Raw genomic sequence first — 16,954 nt, 5'->3', positions numbered from 1 at the left:
TGCGCGATCGTCGTCAATCAAGCGTGGCGATCGTCATCTCTTCCATTTCCCGAGCCAGCTTTATACGTTCGAGTATAGTATCGCTACTCAGGGACTCAAGAAAGGCAACAATATCACTGATATCCTCTTCACTCAGTACCGGATTATTAAGTTCCGTCATGATTTTATGATCATCTGACCAGACAAGATATCGCCCCGTATGGCCCAGTTGAACACTGGACATGATACGTACCACCTCCTTCAGCTCACTTACAGAACCATTGTGAAGCCAGGGACCGGTCAATGCGACATTACGTAGAGAAGGTACCCGCCAGCTTCCCCGCCCGCTTTCAGGATTTGAGGCACCCGTGTCTTCTGTCAGCCTATAGCGCTGCTCGAATGGGGTCGGATAGATCGGAAAGATACGTAGCGGTGCACGAGGATCGAACAGGCTGGCACCACTGAAATTGGGACCAAAATGGCAGTTGATACACCCTAACGACTGAAATAGCGCCATACCACTCAACTGCTCAGGAGAGAGGGCATCCAGTTCACCAGCAACAAAACGGTCGTATGGGCTATCTGGTGTGATCAGGGTTCGTTCATAACTGGCGATCGCCTGGGCAATTCGTTCTATATCTATAGCCACATCCTCACCGAATGCTTTGGTAAACAGGCCTGCGTAGATTGGGTCGCTCTTTACTCGCTCTTCTACAGACTCCCAGGAGGGCATACCCATCTCAACCGGATTGATCAATGGTCCTTTTGCTTGCTCCTCCAAAGAGCTGGCGCGTCCATCCCAGAATAGAACAGACTGAAAGGCCGCATTCCAGACTGTTGGAGAGTTACGGCCACCCAGCTGATTATCAATCCCAGTTGAGGTCGGTTGACCATCATCACCACTGCCACTGATAACATCGTGACACGAACTGCAGGACAAGGTACGGTCTCTCGACAGGTTCTTATCGAAAAACAGCCGTTTACCCAAAGCAATTTTTTCCTCTGACATCGGGTTGCTCTCAGGCGCTGGCGCTTTACTGGGAAGGGCCTCCCAAACATAGGGCGATGGTGATTTCACACTCTTTTTTTCTGAGAAATCACTTGCCGGTAAGGATTGCCACAAAAAGCGTTTCGAAGCCGGAATACCCAATAGTGGATCATATACAGAAACGGTTGGCTCTATATCGGGTTGTTTGATAAAGGGATCTATCACAGCACCAGGAAAATTAGTGACAGTAAGAATAATCATCAATTTAAAAGCCAGAGCCAGAATGCCTGTTCCAAGACCTGTTGCCAGCAACCACTGCCCACCTTTCGCCAGCCGGCCCTTTGGCCCGAGATCATAGCGCACCATGGTGATCAGTACCCCGAGCCCGACTACCACGGCAATAACAACCACACTTAGAATATTAACGCTTGCGAGATTCATCATTGAAACACCTTCACTAAACACTGCCGCTCCACAACCGGATTAAGACTAGAATCTGCTCAGGCATCCCGTCTTTGAAAAAAGGTATCTCCCGGAGTCACTGTGGTGACCTCTGTTATGCTGTCAAAAGGCAGGCCAACCTTTTCATGTGCTCTCTGAACCGCTGCCGCATCTGCTGCCATGGTAAAGCAGAATGCGCGCGCCTCTTCATAACTCAGATGAATTCTGAGTGGAACCACATTCTCCTCCATACAGGCCTTTTCATAAGCGGTGTAAAAAACTTCGAATTGCTCTTTAGTCAGCCCTGCTGGGAAAGTTTCACTATCTTGGCTATGGGTATCGACAAAAAATCTCATAGGTTTCATATTTATCACCTCTACTGTTTTCAGGCCTTCTGAAATTTCAGACATGTTCTATCGAGATGAGAGACAATGAACTTATCGGAGAGGTTAAAACTGTACCGGTAAAAAGGATCATGCCTGCATGTGGTATCTGCGATGACAATCTGATCAGAACTCCATCGTGAATAGTCAGGGGTTATAAATTACACAGCCGGAGATCCCCCTTCAGTAGCAAATGCTACACAACGGAAGATCCAGTTAAACTGGTGTACAATGGGATTTAGAAGAGTACTGTTCAGACATTGATCAGCCAGGTTGGGAACCTAACCGCAGTTAAGGGCACCTCTATTAACTGCTTGTGCCCTCTGGCTTTACGACCCGTTCAGAATCAAGACGTGCTTTTGAAGCCATGCTTATTGCCTGTCGAAAAAGCACAACGCAGAGTCTGGACGGGTCGTAAAGCCCCGTAGGGCGCGACCTGAAGCATGGATTTGTGGCAGATCATTACCAAACAGCAGATTTTAGCGGTCAACTGCGGAATCCGGATTCAAAAGCCCCTTGATAACAACAACATTCAATCATGAAAACACTCAATCCAGATCAAGACCAGAATAGGAACCTTCAGCGGGAAGTGACCCTAGCTGTGGGGGTTTACGCACTACAGGCAGCTTCGTTTCTATTTGTCATCACCCTTCTGATCGGGGTCATTATCAACTATGTCAAAAAAGATGATGTGGAAGGCACTTGGCTGGAATCACATTTCCGCTGGCAGATCCGTACCTTCTGGTACGTCCTCTTGTGGTCGGTAATTGGCTTTATAACCACTTTCATTCTCATAGGCTATGTCATCCTTTTTATTAATGCAGTCTGGTTGATCTACCGAATCGCCAAGGGTTGGCTGAGTCTGAATGATGAAAAAGGTCTTTACAGCAACAGTTGAGTGCATTATCACCCCCCCATCGAAAAAAATAACGCCTCATGAAATTGATGGTACCCTTGATGCTAATGCTCTATATTCAATCCCTACATTTGTAAAATAAAATGCTATGATTTTTTCATGCACTATATCTTTCTAATAGAGTGAATTACCCTGATTTCCAGAGGCGCACACAGGCGCACCCCACCATGAAAGTTATGTTTTCCATCGGCTACAAGAAAGACATTCCCAGCTATGATACGCATTAATGAAGCTTTGATTCGTGGTGCCATATGGGCATTCATCGGCCTGTTATATGGAATGTTGTTTGTATTCTTTTCTGCTTTTGCCGAATATTGGCAACTGCCGGTTAATCCCTACCTATTTGCCGGCGTACTCTCTGGAACTCTTGGCGCCTTGATCTACAGCAGTATGCGACTTGCAGTACTGATGACTGTAATCATCTCCCCGATCTGCATCTTCTACTTCATTCTTGTAGAGAAGCCTGCAAACCTAAACACAATTCTTCTGCTATCAGCCTTTGTCGGTGCGATTGTCGGTGCGCTTTATGGCGTTTTCTCAATGGGTTCCAGGGTTAATCGTGCCGATGCAAAAACCTTAGCTGGATTCAGCTCAGGGTGGTTGATCTCGCTGAGTTTTTTACTCGTTTCCAGTTTTGTTGAGAATCTCCCTATTTCCCTGATCGTGGGGTTAATGTGCCCGCTGACCGGTATTCTGTATGTCTTATTAGTGCCGAGTTTCATTAAACTCTACGACAATTTGCTGCCCCCTATTGGCGATGGGTTGATGGTCGGTGTTGGGGTGTCCAGTTTTGTAACGCTCAGTTTTTTCGTAATGATCAGCACCGTTGACAATGAAATTGCGGGGCCATTTTTAACCGCCCTCGAAACCATACAAGAAACCCTACCTGGCGCAGTATTCGGTGGCATTATCGGGGGGGGATTAGCTGGAATCCTGTCAGGCCTGCTATTGACGAAGTGGCAGGATCTCTGATTCTCTGTAGCCTGGATGGAGCGCAGCGGAATCCGGGATGACACAGATCTCATCGGATGGCGCTGACTTATGTCCTGGGTAGTAAGTGTATTGAGGTCTGCCTCGTGGGCCGCTCGGTAATTTCGGTAACCCTGAGCAAACGTCTCCCGGATTCCGCTGCGCTTCATCCAGGCTACGCCTTCTATCTTAAAAATTCCGACTCTGTCAGAGGTTATATGATCAGAGCACTACTGCTTCTTACGTAACTCGGTAACCTGCTCTCCAGCGATACCCCAACTATCTGTATCCACTTCATCAATAATCACAAAAGTCGTTGCGGGATTCTTTCCCAAGACATCCTTAAGCAGCTGAGTCGCTCCATCGATGAGCTGCTGTTTCTGCTCTTTAGTGACGCCTTCTTTTGTAATTTTGATATTCACATAGGGCATATCTGCACTACTCTTCTAACCATTCACTGTGTACAAAGCCTAAATCAGGATTATCAATTCGTTCATAGGTGTGCGCGCCAAATGCATCACGCTGTGCCTGTATGAGATTTTGCGGTAATCGCTCAGAACGGTAGCTATCGAAGTAATTGAGACTGGCACTCATCACCGGCAGTGGAATACCCACTGTGTTTCCATAGTTCACAACCCTCCGCCACGCACCTTGCAGCCCATGTAGTTGATTACTCATTTCAGGATCTGTCATCAGATTGGCTGGCTCGATCTCGCCTGAAAATGCCTGCCTGATTGGATCGAGCAAACGAGCGCGAATGATACATCCCCCCTTCCAAATACGAGCAGTCTCAGCCAGATCCACAGACCATTCATAACGGTCGGATGCACTACGTATGAGTGCCATGCCTTGTGCATAAGCAGTAATTCTGGAAGCGTAAATTGCACCGTGCAAATCAGCCATCATTGCCTTATGGTCGATTCCCACATTCATTGATGGACCATGTAATAACTTTGATGCGGCAACCCTTTGCGCTTTCATTGAAGAGAGCACCCGTGCATCAACTGCCGCGGAAATGGCTGGTACGGCAACCCCCTGTTCCAGGGCTGCCTGAACAGTCCATCGACCTGTCCCCTTCTGGCCGGCTTTATCCATTACCAGACTGACCAATGGATTACCGCTCTGCTGATCCTTCGTCTTCATGACTTGAGCAGAGAGCTCAACCAGAAACGACTCCATAGGTCCCTGGTTCCACTGCTCAAAAACTTCAGCAATATCATCTTCATTCAAACCAAGACCACGGTGCATCAGATCATAAACTTCTGCTAACAGTTGCATATCGGCATATTCAATACCGTTGTGCACCATTTTCACGAAGTGTCCTGCACCATCTGCTCCCACATGGGTGACACAAGCCCCAGCTTCAGTCTGTGCGGTGATTGCCTCAAATACTGATTGAACCTCCGCATAGGAATCGACTGACCCGCCTGGCATCATCGAGGGCCCGTGACGCGCCCCCTCCTCCCCACCGGAGATACCGACCCCAACATAGTGAAAACCCTTCTCCCTGAGATAGGCCTCACGACGGCGGGTATCTTCAAACCAGGAGTTGCCCCCATCCATAATGATATCCCCTGGCTCTAACAGGGGCAGTAGTTGTTCGATTACCTGATCAACCGGATCCCCTGCCTTTATCATCAATAGAATTCGTCTCGGTCGCTCCAGCATGTCGACAAATTCACTCAAATCGGGATCACCACCAAAGTTTTGTCCTTGATGTTCTTGCAGGAAGGCCTCGAGTGTTGTGCTTCGCCTGTTCCAGACGGCGACAGGGAAGCCTTTCTCTTCCATATTGAGCGCCAGATTCCGCCCCATCACACCCAGTCCGATGAGGCCAATATGAAACTGTTTTATTCCAGACATTGAGAATTCCTATAGGTCGAATTTTTTTACAGCAGTGAGCGTCCAGCTAACCGATCCAGCAACCAATCACCATCCCTGGCCAGAGCGGCAGGGACGTTACCCTCTTGCAGCGCCCAACGTACAGCATCAGCCTTATCCTCCCCCTGGGCCATCAGTAGCAGGTAACGTGCTTGATGAATAACCAATGGAGTCACTGTAAGACGCTGCATCGGAGGCTTATTGCCAATCACAGGCATCACTCTGCGTCGCTCTTCATCGAGTGCAGCCGAACCGGGAAAGAGTGAAGCAGTATGACCATCAGCACCCATGCCGAGCAGAAGAATATCGATCCTTTCAGGGAGGATTGACTCATAATCCTTCGCCGCTTTATCCGGATCCTCTTCTCCACACATCCGGTAGATAGTAACGCCTTGGGGACGCTCTTCTGGAAACAGTGCACCGAGTACACTGAAGGCGTTATTTTCTGGCGTATCAACAGGTACGCAACGCTCATCTCCAAAATAGAGGGATATCCTGGACCAGGGTATATCGGATCGGTGCGACAGTGCTCGATAGACAGGAAGTGGTGTTGACCCTCCTGCCAGCATAAGATGACAGTGATCAGACGACTCAAGCACATGCTTTATCTTCTCGACAATCCACTTTTCCGCATGATCAACAAATTCACTGCTATCGACAGTTAAACGCTCTTCGCTCACGCTTTAATCTCCCGCCATTGACGGCTGTAGCGATCCATCAGATCGTCTGCTTCGACCGGGCCATCACCGCCCTCAGCATAAAATACCGGTTGTTTTTTCGTTTCAGCTTCCCAACTCTGCAGGATGGGAGTGACAAACCGCCAGGCATATTCAACCTCGTCTCGACGAGCAAAAAGGGTTGCATCACCTTTTACCGCATCGAGTAGCAGACGTTCATAAGCATCTTTGATGGGGTGGGCGTAAGTCTCGGAATAGTTAAAATCCATCTCAACAGAACTGACTTCAAGACTATCTCCCGGTTTCTTGCTGCTGATTTTCAATGCCATCCCGGCATCCGGCTGAATTCTGATCGTAAGTACATTGGGTTCCAGATCCTGGCAAACATCATCACGACCAAACAGGCAAAGCGGTACCGGTCGGAAAACCACCGAAATTTCAGTCATTCTGTGACTGAGTTGTTTACCCACCCTGAGAAAGAACGGTACCCCTTGCCAACGCCAGTTATCAACGTAACATTTGATTGCAGCATAGGTCGGTGTACGAGATTTCGGATCAACATTATCTTCATCGCGATAGCCACGATATTGACCAAACACAACATGTTTGAATACCTCTTGCCGATCAAGCGTGCGTAACCCCCGCAAAACCTCCACACGCTTATCCCTGATATCATCAGCGACAAAGGAGACCGGTGGTTCCATAGCACACAGGGAAAGTACCTGAAGCAGGTGGCTTTGAACCATGTCACGCAATACCCCGGTATTGTCGTAAAAACGACCTCGCCCTTCGACACCAATCGACTCAGCTGCTGTGATCTGAATATGGTCTATGTATTTTCGGTTCCAAAGTGGCTCAAAGATGGTATTTCCCAGACGGGCAACAAGGATATTCTGTACTGTCTCTTTTCCAAGATAGTGATCGATTCTGTAGACCTGATCCTCCTGTAATACTTCACCAACGACTCGATTCAACTCAAGCGCTGATTCCAGATCGCGACCATAGGGCTTTTCCATGATCACACGTGTCCAGGGGGTCTTGTCGCCGAAGTTTCCCAGAAGCCCTGCCTCGTTAAGTCGATGGAGTATGATGGTCGCTGCCGAAGGGGGGGTGGCGAAATAGTATAACCGGTTGCCTTCACTGCCAATCCTCTGTTCCAGGGCCTCCAGCGAATTACGCAGACTGGCATATGCTTCAGGATCTTCAAAATCCCCTTCGACATAGGAGATTCGTTGACTGAATTCGCGCCATAATTTTTCATCGACCGGCTGGGTGCGGGAGTATCTCTTCAGGGAGTCAAACAGCAGCGCCCGATAATCATCATCGCTTTTTGCTGAGCGGCTGTATCCAATGACTGCAAACCTTTCATCCAGAGCCTTTTCAAGTACCAGATTGTAGAGAGCAGGAATCAATTTACGCCGAGTCAGATCTCCAGCTGCACCAAATATCACCAGCACGCATGGCTCTAATCGGTCAGCCTGTAGAAAAAGCTCACTCGTCGCAGTCAGGCCTTTATGGGAGGGAAAATCTGATAGCATCGCAACTCTTCCTGCACGTGTTATTTTTATTCTGGTGAATTTTGACCAAAACCGAGCCAGACAAACACCGCTTCCTGTACCATATTAGGTCATCTACACGACTTCAAGAGCAACCTGAATAAAAGAGCAATTAACCATTCACAACACTACCATACCAACAGCAAATATCTTTAGTAAGAACATTATCGTACAACCCTAAGTTTCTGTTTTTTATATAACTGAGCACTTTACAGTAGGGTCAATGGGTATTGTCTGCAATCCAACTGATACCTAGCCAAACGATTTCATCTGATGTCTGATGCATAAAAATACCTTACACTTCATATGCCATTTACCTTAATCTCTCCCACCTACCAACTATAATTGTCGACAACCCCCCTATTGAATTACTTTCTCAAGAGATGAAAACAGTTACTCCCTTTAACAGCAAAGTTGATCAAAAGTACTACACTTTGTATGTGATAATGTCGTGTTGATGAGTAGTAAATTAGCGAAGGGTATTCACAGATTAAGTCTGAATCGATAAGATAGTATCAATATTTACATAGATCGATATTTCTACTTTACCTCTGGCTTTAACCACGTCATTGGTATTCAATTTAATTAACAGATCGATGTATAATTATCAAAGTTGAAATAAATTCATCTACTTGGGGAACAGTGACCCCGCATGAACAGAGCTGCAACTACTATCTACGCGGCGAGTTCTTGTTGAGCAGACAAAAAATGGTGCGTTCAGGGCTTCTGGAATGTGCTTGACCAATAATAACTCTTGCCAATAGCGATAACTTTAGCAAGAGTCACAGCATAATCAGGGTTTTTTAACACCTCCCTGTTTTGATTGAATTAATAATGGCAGTCAGATATTCGATGACCTACAGACCAGGGCACCAAGCCTGCTGTAGGCGCATCTATTTAAACAATTTCCTATATTTTTTTCGCAATTTAAAATTCCGTTTTCAGTTCATAATTATTCTTAATGGGTAAAGCACATTGCAGCAAGTAATTAAAGTTGGCGTTTTTGTTGATGCAGAAAATGTACGTTACAACGGTGGCTACCAGCTCCGTTACGACATACTGCGAATGTTTGCTGGACGATATGGAGGTTCTCTGGTCAGACTCAATACCTATATCGCTTTTGACCAGGAGCGTGCAAAAGAAGACCCGGAGTATCGAAGGCGGGCCTTGACCTACCAGCAGATGGTGAGGGAATTCGGCTGGAAAATAGTCGTTAAAAATGTGCGTAGATATACGGATGATGAGGGCAATGTAACCACTAAGGCCAATGCCGATCTCGATATGGCTGTTGATGCCATGCTACAAGCAGAAAAACTCGACCTGTTACTCATGGTGACTGGCGATGGCGATTTTTTACAAGTCGTGACTGCATTGCAGGATCGGGGATGCCGGGTTGAATTGCTTGGATTCCGCAATGTTTCTCAAGATTTAAGAAGACTAGTGGATGACTACTACTCTGGTTTCCTGATCCCGGATCTGTTGCCGATCTCCTACGAACCTCGAAACGAATGGGGTGCCCCTGGCTCTTGTGTCCGTGGTGTCTGTTCCAAGTGGTTTCCTGAGAAAGGCTATGGATTTCTTCGCTTTATCAAGCGTATCGATCCCAATCTGTGGATTATCGATCCGCGTCACCCCGACTCTCCTTATGAAAGTGTCTTCTGCCATGCCAATGAGTTGGCCGATGAAGTCACCGACGAGATCATGCTGAATCGCGACTCAATACTCGAGTTTTACATTGAAAAGAGTGATAAGGATGATGGGCTGGTTGCTAACAATGTGCGCCTGGTACCCAGTTTTGGCGGAAGTGGCTTATGAAGGATAACTCAGAATCCTGACAAGGGTTCTGAGTTGTTACAAACCACAGCTACTAACCAGGCCATAGATATTAATACACTCAGGTTAGTAACTATTCCGGGGCTGCAGCAGGATCCATAATCATCTGGTAGCCTTTGCGGTCGTTTTGACTGCGAATAATTGTGCCTCCACGCAGGGGAAATGATCCGGTTAGTCTATCTTTGAAAAAGATTTGTAAGGACTCTCTGATCACCGGAAAGGCCATCTCATGCCATGGAATCTCCGACTCTTCAAACAGTGCAACTTCAAGACTCTCCGAACCTGCGGCAAAATCAAGATCAAGTAAACGGCTTCGAAAGATTAAGTAGATCTGATTGATATGGGGCAAGTTATATAGACCATATAGTCCTTCCACATCTACACGAGCTGTCGCCTCTTCCAAGGTCTCTCTGGCTGCACCCTCTTGACTGGTCTCGCCATTCTCCATAAAACCTGCAGGTAAGGTCCAGAACCCATACCTTGGTTCTATTGCTCGGCGGCAAAGCAGTATTTTCTCCTCCCAAACCGGAATGCAGCCAACAACGATTTTGGGATTATGGTAGTGAATGGTGTTACAGGCATCGCAGACATGTCTGGGGCGGTTATCCCCTTCTGGTATCTTGACCTCGACCTTCGCCCCACATTGACTGCAAAAAATCATCATCCACTCCACTGAGACTGATATGTTCCCATTGTCGCCTATTGGTTTACTAAAACAACACTCTTATCTCCTAATATTTCGCCGATAAAACCATATAATTTCAATATTTTCAGGCCAGAGAGCACTCACCTACATAGAAGTTATTGATAACAGCCCTTTCTTGATATGATGACCGTTTTTAAAAAGAGTAGTTAAATAATATGTCGCAACAGCTTCCAGAGGCTGACCTAGAGGAAGCCATAGCCGCCATAGATCTGGGGTCAAACAGTTTTCATCTTATTGTTGCCCGGGTAAATGATGGACACCTGCAGATCATCGACAAGATGAAAGAGATGGTGAGGCTTGGTGAAGGTCTCACACCTGACAAACGTTTGGATCCAATGGTTGCAGAGCGGGCAATCAACTGCCTCAGTCGCTACTCTCAGAGGTTACGGCCTCTGCCAGCAGAAAATATCCGCGTCGTGGGTACCAATACTATGCGCCAGATTCATCCGGCGGATAATTTTCATAGCCTGGCTGAAAAGGCCCTGCTACACCCCATAGAGATTATCGCGGGACGGGAAGAGGCCCGCCTGGTCTATCTTGGCGTCGCACATGGCCTGGCTGCCGGCGATGAAAAACGTTTGGTGGTAGATATTGGTGGTGGCAGTACTGAACTTATCATTGGGCAAGGCTATCAACCCTTAGAACGGGAAAGTCTTCACATGGGTTGCGTGAGCATGAGTCGCCGTTTCTTTCAAAACGGAAAGATCACTTCACAATCGATGAGGGAGGCAATGCTAGCTTGTGCGATCGAGATTCGACCGGTAAGAAACGAGTTTCGCGATGGAGAATGGGCGAGAGCAATCGGCAGTTCCGGTAGTATCAAGTCAATCCGTAATGTAGTCATTGAAGAAGGGTGGAGTGAGTCTGGAATCACCCGCAATTCACTTGAGCGACTCACTCGCCATCTGATCGATGCCGGCTCTGTCGAGCAACTTGCCTTAAAGGGTCTATCTGAAGAGCGAAAACCGGTCTTCGCCGGGGGGGTAGCAGTTCTTTCTGCTGTCTTCGAACATATCGGTATCGACCATATGGATGTCTCTTCAGAGGCACTTAGAGAAGGCCTGATCTATGACATGATTGGCCGAAGTCAAGATGAAGACGCCAGGGAATTGACCCTGAAAACCCTGTCAAAGCGCTACGATATTGACCAACTTCAGGCCAATCGCATAAAGGAGACAGCGCAGTCTCTGTTAGAGCAGGCAAAAAGAAGCTGGCATTTAGAAGCACCGAAATACAGCGCCATGTTGAATTGGGCAGCCAGAGTGCATGAAATAGGACTCACGGTTTCTCACAGTCAATTCCAAAAACATGGCGCCTATGTGATTGAAAATTCTGATCTGTCAGGTTTTTCCCGCCAGGAACAGAGGGTTCTGGCAGCGATGGTTCGGGGTCATCGTAGAAAATTTCCCACCTCAATTTTTGAGCAACTACCCAGTGATGTGATCACTTGTACCAAGCAGCTCTGTATCTTGCTGCGTCTTTCGGTATTGAGTCACAGAGCCAGATCCCCTGTCGCCAAACCAATCCCCCGATTGGAGGTCGAAGAGAATCGTATCTCTCTGGTCTATCCTGAAGATTGGATCAACCATCATCCACTGACCAGGACTGAACTTGAGCAAGAGGCAGGTTATCTTGAATCGGCTGGATATCTACTCAGGTTTTCATAGCAATGGACGAACCGCCGCCAGCAACTCCTCGGCAGTGGCCCCATGGGGAATGGTATTTATCAACTCCCCATCTGTGCCAACCAGGTAGGTATCTGCTGAGTGATCGACAACATAGTTGGCCTCTCCCTCTTCCTGGTGAAGCTTATAAGCCGCACCATATCGCTCCGCCACTTCCCTGATAACCGGCTCACTGGCTGTGACTCCAAGCAACTTGGGATGAAAATACTCAACATATTCCTTCAATCTATCCACACTATCCCGAGCAGGGTCCACACTAACAAAAATAGGCTGTACTTTTGCCCTTTCAGCCTCACTCATTTCATCCAGAATGGTACTGATCAATGCCAGGTTCGTCGGACATATATCCGGACACCAGGTATATCCGAAATAGAGCAGCACAACCTGGCCTCGAAAATCTTTAAGACTCACGACACCCTGATAGGATCGAAAACTAAAATCTCCACCTTTGGGAACAGCCTGTAATTCAGCACCACCCCGCTTGCTATCTTCTGGATGCCAAACCAAGAGTAACCAGGCCAAACCACTACTAAGTAGAAGTATCATTATGATCAAAAGAAGTCTTTGCATCAGATTCTGGTTCACTGAAGAGATTTACTGCTAATAGAAGAAATGGTTTTTCAGGTAGAGGACGTTAGAACAGCCTGCTAATCTATGACAACAGAGAGTCACGACATCTCTTTTTGCGAGGTAATGATATTCAGGCACTGATCAATCAGTTGATTATACTCTCCCAGTATGAGAAATAGCTGGTTGTACTGCTCAATCATGGGTAGCAGACGATCATCCTGATTTTCCTGGAGTCGTTCAATCATACCTAAAACGTAGTTTTTACCTTCGTGCATGTTCTTCGCCTTACGCCGTAGGTCGTCGACCAGAAAGTGTGCTCTCAATTCACTAAACCGATCACCTTTGTGCATCATAATAAGCCGTTCCAGATCCCTTTCAGACTGACTGATACTTCGTTCAATGTTGTGTATCTGTCTTACATCAAACTCCACCTGGGAACGCACCGTTCTGAGTTGCATCCTTAATTTGGGAGCAAGCTTCTTCATCTCCCCAAGATTGTCTTGCAACAGAGCCACATCGGACGCCACCATTGGAGGGAACTCAACCGCTTTCGCAGTTGCAGAGGCGAGTAACATGGAGATGGCAGTAAAAAAAACCACTACCACTACAAGCTGTAAATCAAACCCGGTCTTCTGCTGAATATTAAAGGTGCCAACGCTTTTGAACATAGAATATCTCATATGTTTATATTTCTACTAAATCGCCCTTCTCCTCCAACCACTTTTTTCGGTCTGATGAGCGCTTCTTTGCCAGCATCATATCCATAACCATATTGGTGCTATCTCCAGCCTCTACCGTAAGCTGAATCAGCTTTCTGGTATCGGGATGTATGGTCGTCTCACGCAGCTGCATCGGGTTCATTTCACCCAATCCTTTGAAACGCTGCACATTGACTTTGCCTTTCAGCTTCTCCGCTTCAATCCGATCCAGAATACCCTCCTTTTCTGAATCATCAAGTGCGTAGAAAACCCGTTTACCAACATCGATGCGGTAGAGTGGTGGCATTGCCATATAGACATGCCCTTGCTCGACTAGTTGCTTGAAATGTCGCAAAAACAGAGCACATAGCAAGGTTGCGATATGTAATCCATCAGAATCAGCATCCGCCAGTACACAGACTTTATCGAATCTCAGTCCCGACAGATCACTACTGCCTGGTTCCACCCCGATAGCCACTGAGATGTCATGCACTTCCTGAGAAGCCAACACATCACAGGAATCCACTTCCCAGGTATTCAATATCTTGCCGCGTAACGGCATGATCGCCTGAAACTCCCGATCCCGGGCCTGCTTGGCCGACCCTCCGGCAGAATCGCCCTCCACAAGAAACAGTTCGCTGCGGGTTGGATCAACCGAGCTGCAATCTGCCAGTTTTCCAGGTAGCGCAGGACCTTGGGTCACTTTCTTACGTGCCACCTTACGACCAGCACGCATTCGAGTTTGGGCTGAAGTGATCGACAATTCTGCGATGCGTTCACCTGCATCAGTATGTTGATTCAACCACAGGCTGAATGAATCCTTGACCACGCCGGATACAAATGCAGCACACTCCCTCGAGGATAGTCGCTCTTTGGTTTGACCGGAAAACTGAGGATCTTGAAGTTTGACTGAGAGCACATATGAAACTCTGTTCCAGACATCTTCCGGAGTTAATTTGACGCCACGGGGTAAAAGGTTGCGAAATTCACAAAACTCTCTCACAGCATCGGTCAATCCGGTTCGCAAACCGTTTACGTGGGTACCACCTTGAGCAGTTGGGATCAGATTGACATAACTCTCTGTCACCAGATCTCCGGTTTCCGGCAACCAGACTACTGCCCAGGCGGCAGCCTCCCTGTTACCCGCCATCTCACCAACAAAGGCATCATTCGGTATCCGCTCAGCGCCTTCAAGGGCATCCAACAGATAATCCCTCAAGCCATCTTCATAGAACCAGGTTTCCCTATCTCCGCTCTTTTCATCAAAAAAACTAACTTTCAGGCCTGGACAAAGCACAGCCTTGGCTCTCAGTACGTGGCGTAACTGGCGGATTGAGAAGCGAGCACTATCGAAGTATTGACCGTCAGGCCAAAACCTTACCCTGGTCCCAGTGTTGTTACGCCCCACCTTTCCAACCGCTTCCAGATCAGAAATCTTATGCCCACCGGCAAAGGCAATATTGAACTCTTGCGAGTCGCGTTTCACCCAAACCTCAAGATGCTTGGATAGTGCATTCACCACAGAGACACCAACCCCGTGCAAACCACCGGAGAATTGATAGCTCTTATTGGAAAACTTCCCACCAGCATGAAGTTTGGTCAGAATGACCTCTACACCAGGCACACCTTGTTGCGGATGGATATCCACCGGCATGCCTCGGCCATCATCCACTACCTCCAGTGAACCATCTTCGAAGAGGGTTACGTCGATGGATTTTGCGAAGCCGGCAACTGCCTCGTCCACACTATTGTCGATTACCTCCTGGGCCAAGTGATTTGGACGGGAGGTATCTGTGTACATCCCCGGCCGCTTGCGCACAGGCTCAAGGCCACTGAGGACTTCGATATCAGACGCGTCGTAACTGCCACTCATATTGGGTTTAGGATCCTATTACAATCTGTTCACACCGCGGGAAGTTTACACATCTGGGCTTTGGCTGGCGAGTCCGCAGCCCTGCCACTTACATAAAGGGCACCTCTATTAACCGCTTGTGCCATTAAATTAAGCAACATCTGAACCTCTCACTGAGCTTTTATTCCAGCAATCCGTATGAAACACCGGGGAATCTCTGAATTAGCAGATTGTTGATTCAAGGTGAGGATTCCGTGTAATAACCAGCGATTGCGAAGATCGAGAAAGCTGAAAAGCACATTTTGGCAGCAAGATGTTGGTCCACGACTTGGTCAAAGGCGCCTCAAATAAGATTGACCCCCCTATCTGGGCTGGGTTAGTTTTACAGACTGTATGACTAAAAACCGATCTGAATCACCATAGTTGGCTAAAGATATCGTGCCTAGAAAAGCGAAAACACCTGCCTTCGAAGAGGCATTAAAAGAGCTGGAGAGTCTGGTTGAAACCCTGGAACAGGGAGATCAGTCACTCGAGGATTCCCTGAAATCGTTTGAGCGGGGAGTTTCATTAACTCGACTCTGCCAGGAAGCGCTGAAAGAGGCAGAGCAGAAAGTCCAGATTCTCAGTGGAGAGCAACAGACATCGGAGCTTGAATCTTTCCCAAATGACAGTGAATAACCCCCTCGAAAACTACATGAGTCAATGCAAGCAGCGCGTTGAAGATGCGTTGCAACAGCGACTGCCAAAAGAGACGACCCTGCCTACCCGCCTGCACGAAGCCATGCGCTATAGCTGCCTTGATGGAGGCAAGCGTATCCGACCATTTCTGGTATATGCCTCAGGTCAGGCTCTTGGCCAACCGATTGAGTCCCTTGACGGACCGGCTTGTGCAATAGAATTGATGCATGTCTACTCCCTGGTTCATGACGACTTACCCGCCATGGATGATGACGATTTAAGACGCAACCGCCCCACCTGTCATCGCGCCTATGATGAAGCCACTGCCATCCTTGTCGGTGATGCCTTACAAACACTCGCTTTTCAGGTTTTATGCTGTGATGCGCATATACCAGCCGATGCTGCGACCCGCATGGCAATGGTAGAGACTTTAGCTCGAGCCAGTGGCTCCCGGGGTATGGCAGGGGGACAGGCAATCGATCTACAATCTATTGGGCGGGATCTCAATCTTGCTGAACTCGAAAATCTGCATATCCACAAAACCGGTGCATTGATCAGAGCGGCTGTTCGCCTGGGTGCACAACTCAGCCCCACAGCCAGTAAGGCGCAAATCACCCATTTGGATCGCTATGCAAAGTGCATCGGACTGGCCTTCCAGATACAGGATGACATTCTTGATGTCGAGGGTGATACCAAGACATTAGGCAAAACGAAAGGCAAAGACAGTCTGCAAGATAAACCGACCTACCCCTCGGTTATGGGGTTGAAAGAGGCCAAGGAGAAGGCTGAAGAGCTAATTCAGGAAGCACAGCGTAATCTCGAGTCGTTCTCTGAAGAGGCAGATCCCTTACGCTGGATTGCAACCTATATAATATCCAGAAGCCATTGATTCTTAAATAAAAAGTTGAGCTATCCTTGTAATCCTGGGTGTCATTACAGCGCTCTTCCGGTTAGTGACACATGGATTAAATTTCCCTCAGGGTAGGACTAACCGCTGAGCATGATGCTTATTTCTGCACATACATAATGCAGTTTAAAAGCACCTCTAGCTACTGACCCGAATGGCACTTACTTAAGCCGTTTTGGTGGGGCAGGGCCCCACCCTACCGTTCAATTCAGGGCGTAGGGTGGGGCCCTGCCCC

16 protein-coding genes are annotated in these 16,954 nt (G+C 47.8%); 6 read left to right on the top strand and 10 right to left on the bottom strand.

Annotated elements, in window-relative coordinates; translation table 11 throughout:
• Positions 1–13 precede the first annotated feature (13 nt).
• Complete coding sequence (locus AC4IFB_RS10215; RefSeq protein ID WP_490780112.1) at positions 14–1,411, bottom strand: cytochrome-c peroxidase; 1,398 nt, start codon at positions 1,409–1,411, stop codon at positions 14–16.
• Between the two features lie 56 nt (positions 1,412–1,467).
• Entirely contained in the window at positions 1,468–1,773 is a 306-nt protein-coding gene (locus AC4IFB_RS10210; RefSeq protein ID WP_490780111.1) for a nickel-binding protein, read from the bottom strand.
• A 556-nt stretch (positions 1,774–2,329) separates the two neighbouring features.
• Here AC4IFB_RS10210 and AC4IFB_RS10205 point away from each other — a divergent pair.
• Both AC4IFB_RS10205 and AC4IFB_RS10200 read left to right on the top strand, forming a co-directional pair.
• Positions 2,330–2,689 (top strand): DUF4870 family protein, encoded by a 360-nt coding sequence (locus AC4IFB_RS10205; protein WP_490780110.1) that lies wholly within the window; start codon positions 2,330–2,332, stop codon positions 2,687–2,689.
• 231 nt (positions 2,690–2,920) lie between these two features.
• The gene (locus AC4IFB_RS10200; protein WP_490778388.1) at positions 2,921–3,679 is read left to right on the top strand and encodes a hypothetical protein; all 759 of its coding nucleotides are present in this window, start codon (positions 2,921–2,923) and stop codon (positions 3,677–3,679) included.
• A 227-nt stretch (positions 3,680–3,906) separates the two neighbouring features.
• On the opposite strand, the gene AC4IFB_RS10195 is transcribed toward AC4IFB_RS10200, so the two are convergent.
• From AC4IFB_RS10195 to zwf, 4 genes are read right to left on the bottom strand one after another with little or no spacing between them, the layout of a single operon-like run.
• Positions 3,907–4,107: a 2-hydroxymuconate tautomerase family protein gene (locus AC4IFB_RS10195; RefSeq protein ID WP_490780109.1), complete on the bottom strand. Its 201-nt coding sequence runs from the start codon at positions 4,105–4,107 to the stop codon at positions 3,907–3,909.
• A gap of 7 nt (positions 4,108–4,114) precedes the next feature.
• Positions 4,115–5,539, bottom strand: coding sequence for an NADP-dependent phosphogluconate dehydrogenase (gnd, locus tag AC4IFB_RS10190; protein ID WP_490780108.1), 1,425 nt, complete (start codon positions 5,537–5,539; stop codon positions 4,115–4,117).
• Positions 5,540–5,565: 26 nt separating this feature from the next.
• A complete protein-coding gene (gene pgl / locus AC4IFB_RS10185; RefSeq protein ID WP_490780107.1) occupies positions 5,566–6,237 on the bottom strand; it encodes a 6-phosphogluconolactonase in 672 nt (223 codons plus the stop codon).
• Positions 6,234–7,772 carry a glucose-6-phosphate dehydrogenase gene (zwf, locus tag AC4IFB_RS10180; protein ID WP_490780106.1) on the bottom strand — a complete coding sequence of 513 codons (1,539 nt, stop codon included), beginning with the start codon at positions 7,770–7,772 and terminating at the stop codon, positions 6,234–6,236. The genes pgl and zwf overlap by 4 nt, the downstream gene beginning before the upstream one ends.
• A gap of 993 nt (positions 7,773–8,765) precedes the next feature.
• Between zwf and AC4IFB_RS10175 the strand changes: the two genes are divergently transcribed.
• On the top strand, positions 8,766–9,605 hold the full coding sequence (locus tag AC4IFB_RS10175) for an NYN domain-containing protein (RefSeq protein WP_490778383.1): 840 nt from the start codon (positions 8,766–8,768) through the stop codon (positions 9,603–9,605).
• Positions 9,606–9,696: 91 nt separating this feature from the next.
• On the opposite strand, the gene AC4IFB_RS10170 is transcribed toward AC4IFB_RS10175, so the two are convergent.
• Positions 9,697–10,287 carry an NUDIX hydrolase gene (locus tag AC4IFB_RS10170; RefSeq protein ID WP_490780105.1) on the bottom strand — a complete coding sequence of 197 codons (591 nt, stop codon included), beginning with the start codon at positions 10,285–10,287 and terminating at the stop codon, positions 9,697–9,699.
• Positions 10,288–10,484: 197 nt separating this feature from the next.
• On the opposite strand from AC4IFB_RS10170, the gene ppx reads away from it, so the two are divergent.
• The gene (gene ppx / locus AC4IFB_RS10165) at positions 10,485–11,996 is read left to right on the top strand and encodes an exopolyphosphatase (RefSeq protein ID WP_490778381.1); all 1,512 of its coding nucleotides are present in this window, start codon (positions 10,485–10,487) and stop codon (positions 11,994–11,996) included.
• Here the strand turns inward: ppx and AC4IFB_RS10160 are convergent.
• From AC4IFB_RS10160 to parE, 3 genes are all read right to left on the bottom strand, one after another.
• Positions 11,991–12,584 carry an SCO family protein gene (locus AC4IFB_RS10160; RefSeq protein ID WP_490780104.1) on the bottom strand — a complete coding sequence of 198 codons (594 nt, stop codon included), beginning with the start codon at positions 12,582–12,584 and terminating at the stop codon, positions 11,991–11,993. The genes ppx and AC4IFB_RS10160 overlap by 6 nt on opposite strands.
• A gap of 98 nt (positions 12,585–12,682) precedes the next feature.
• Positions 12,683–13,252 (bottom strand): hypothetical protein, encoded by a 570-nt coding sequence (locus AC4IFB_RS10155; RefSeq protein WP_490780103.1) that lies wholly within the window; start codon positions 13,250–13,252, stop codon positions 12,683–12,685.
• Positions 13,253–13,268: 16 nt separating this feature from the next.
• Positions 13,269–15,155, bottom strand: a complete 1,887-nt coding sequence (gene parE / locus AC4IFB_RS10150; RefSeq protein WP_490778378.1) for a DNA topoisomerase IV subunit B — start codon at positions 15,153–15,155, stop codon at positions 13,269–13,271.
• Between the two features lie 417 nt (positions 15,156–15,572).
• Between parE and AC4IFB_RS10145 the strand changes: the two genes are divergently transcribed.
• Positions 15,573–15,812, top strand: a complete 240-nt coding sequence (locus AC4IFB_RS10145) for an exodeoxyribonuclease VII small subunit (protein ID WP_490780102.1) — start codon at positions 15,573–15,575, stop codon at positions 15,810–15,812.
• Entirely contained in the window at positions 15,799–16,701 is a 903-nt protein-coding gene (gene ispA / locus AC4IFB_RS10140) for a (2E,6E)-farnesyl diphosphate synthase (protein ID WP_490778376.1), read from the top strand. The genes AC4IFB_RS10145 and ispA overlap by 14 nt, the downstream gene beginning before the upstream one ends.
• The last annotated feature ends 253 nt before the right edge of the window (positions 16,702–16,954 follow it).

It is taken from the genome of Candidatus Thiodiazotropha sp. AKIB8, assembly GCF_058244675.1.
This window is presented reverse-complemented; position numbering and strand designations above follow the sequence as displayed.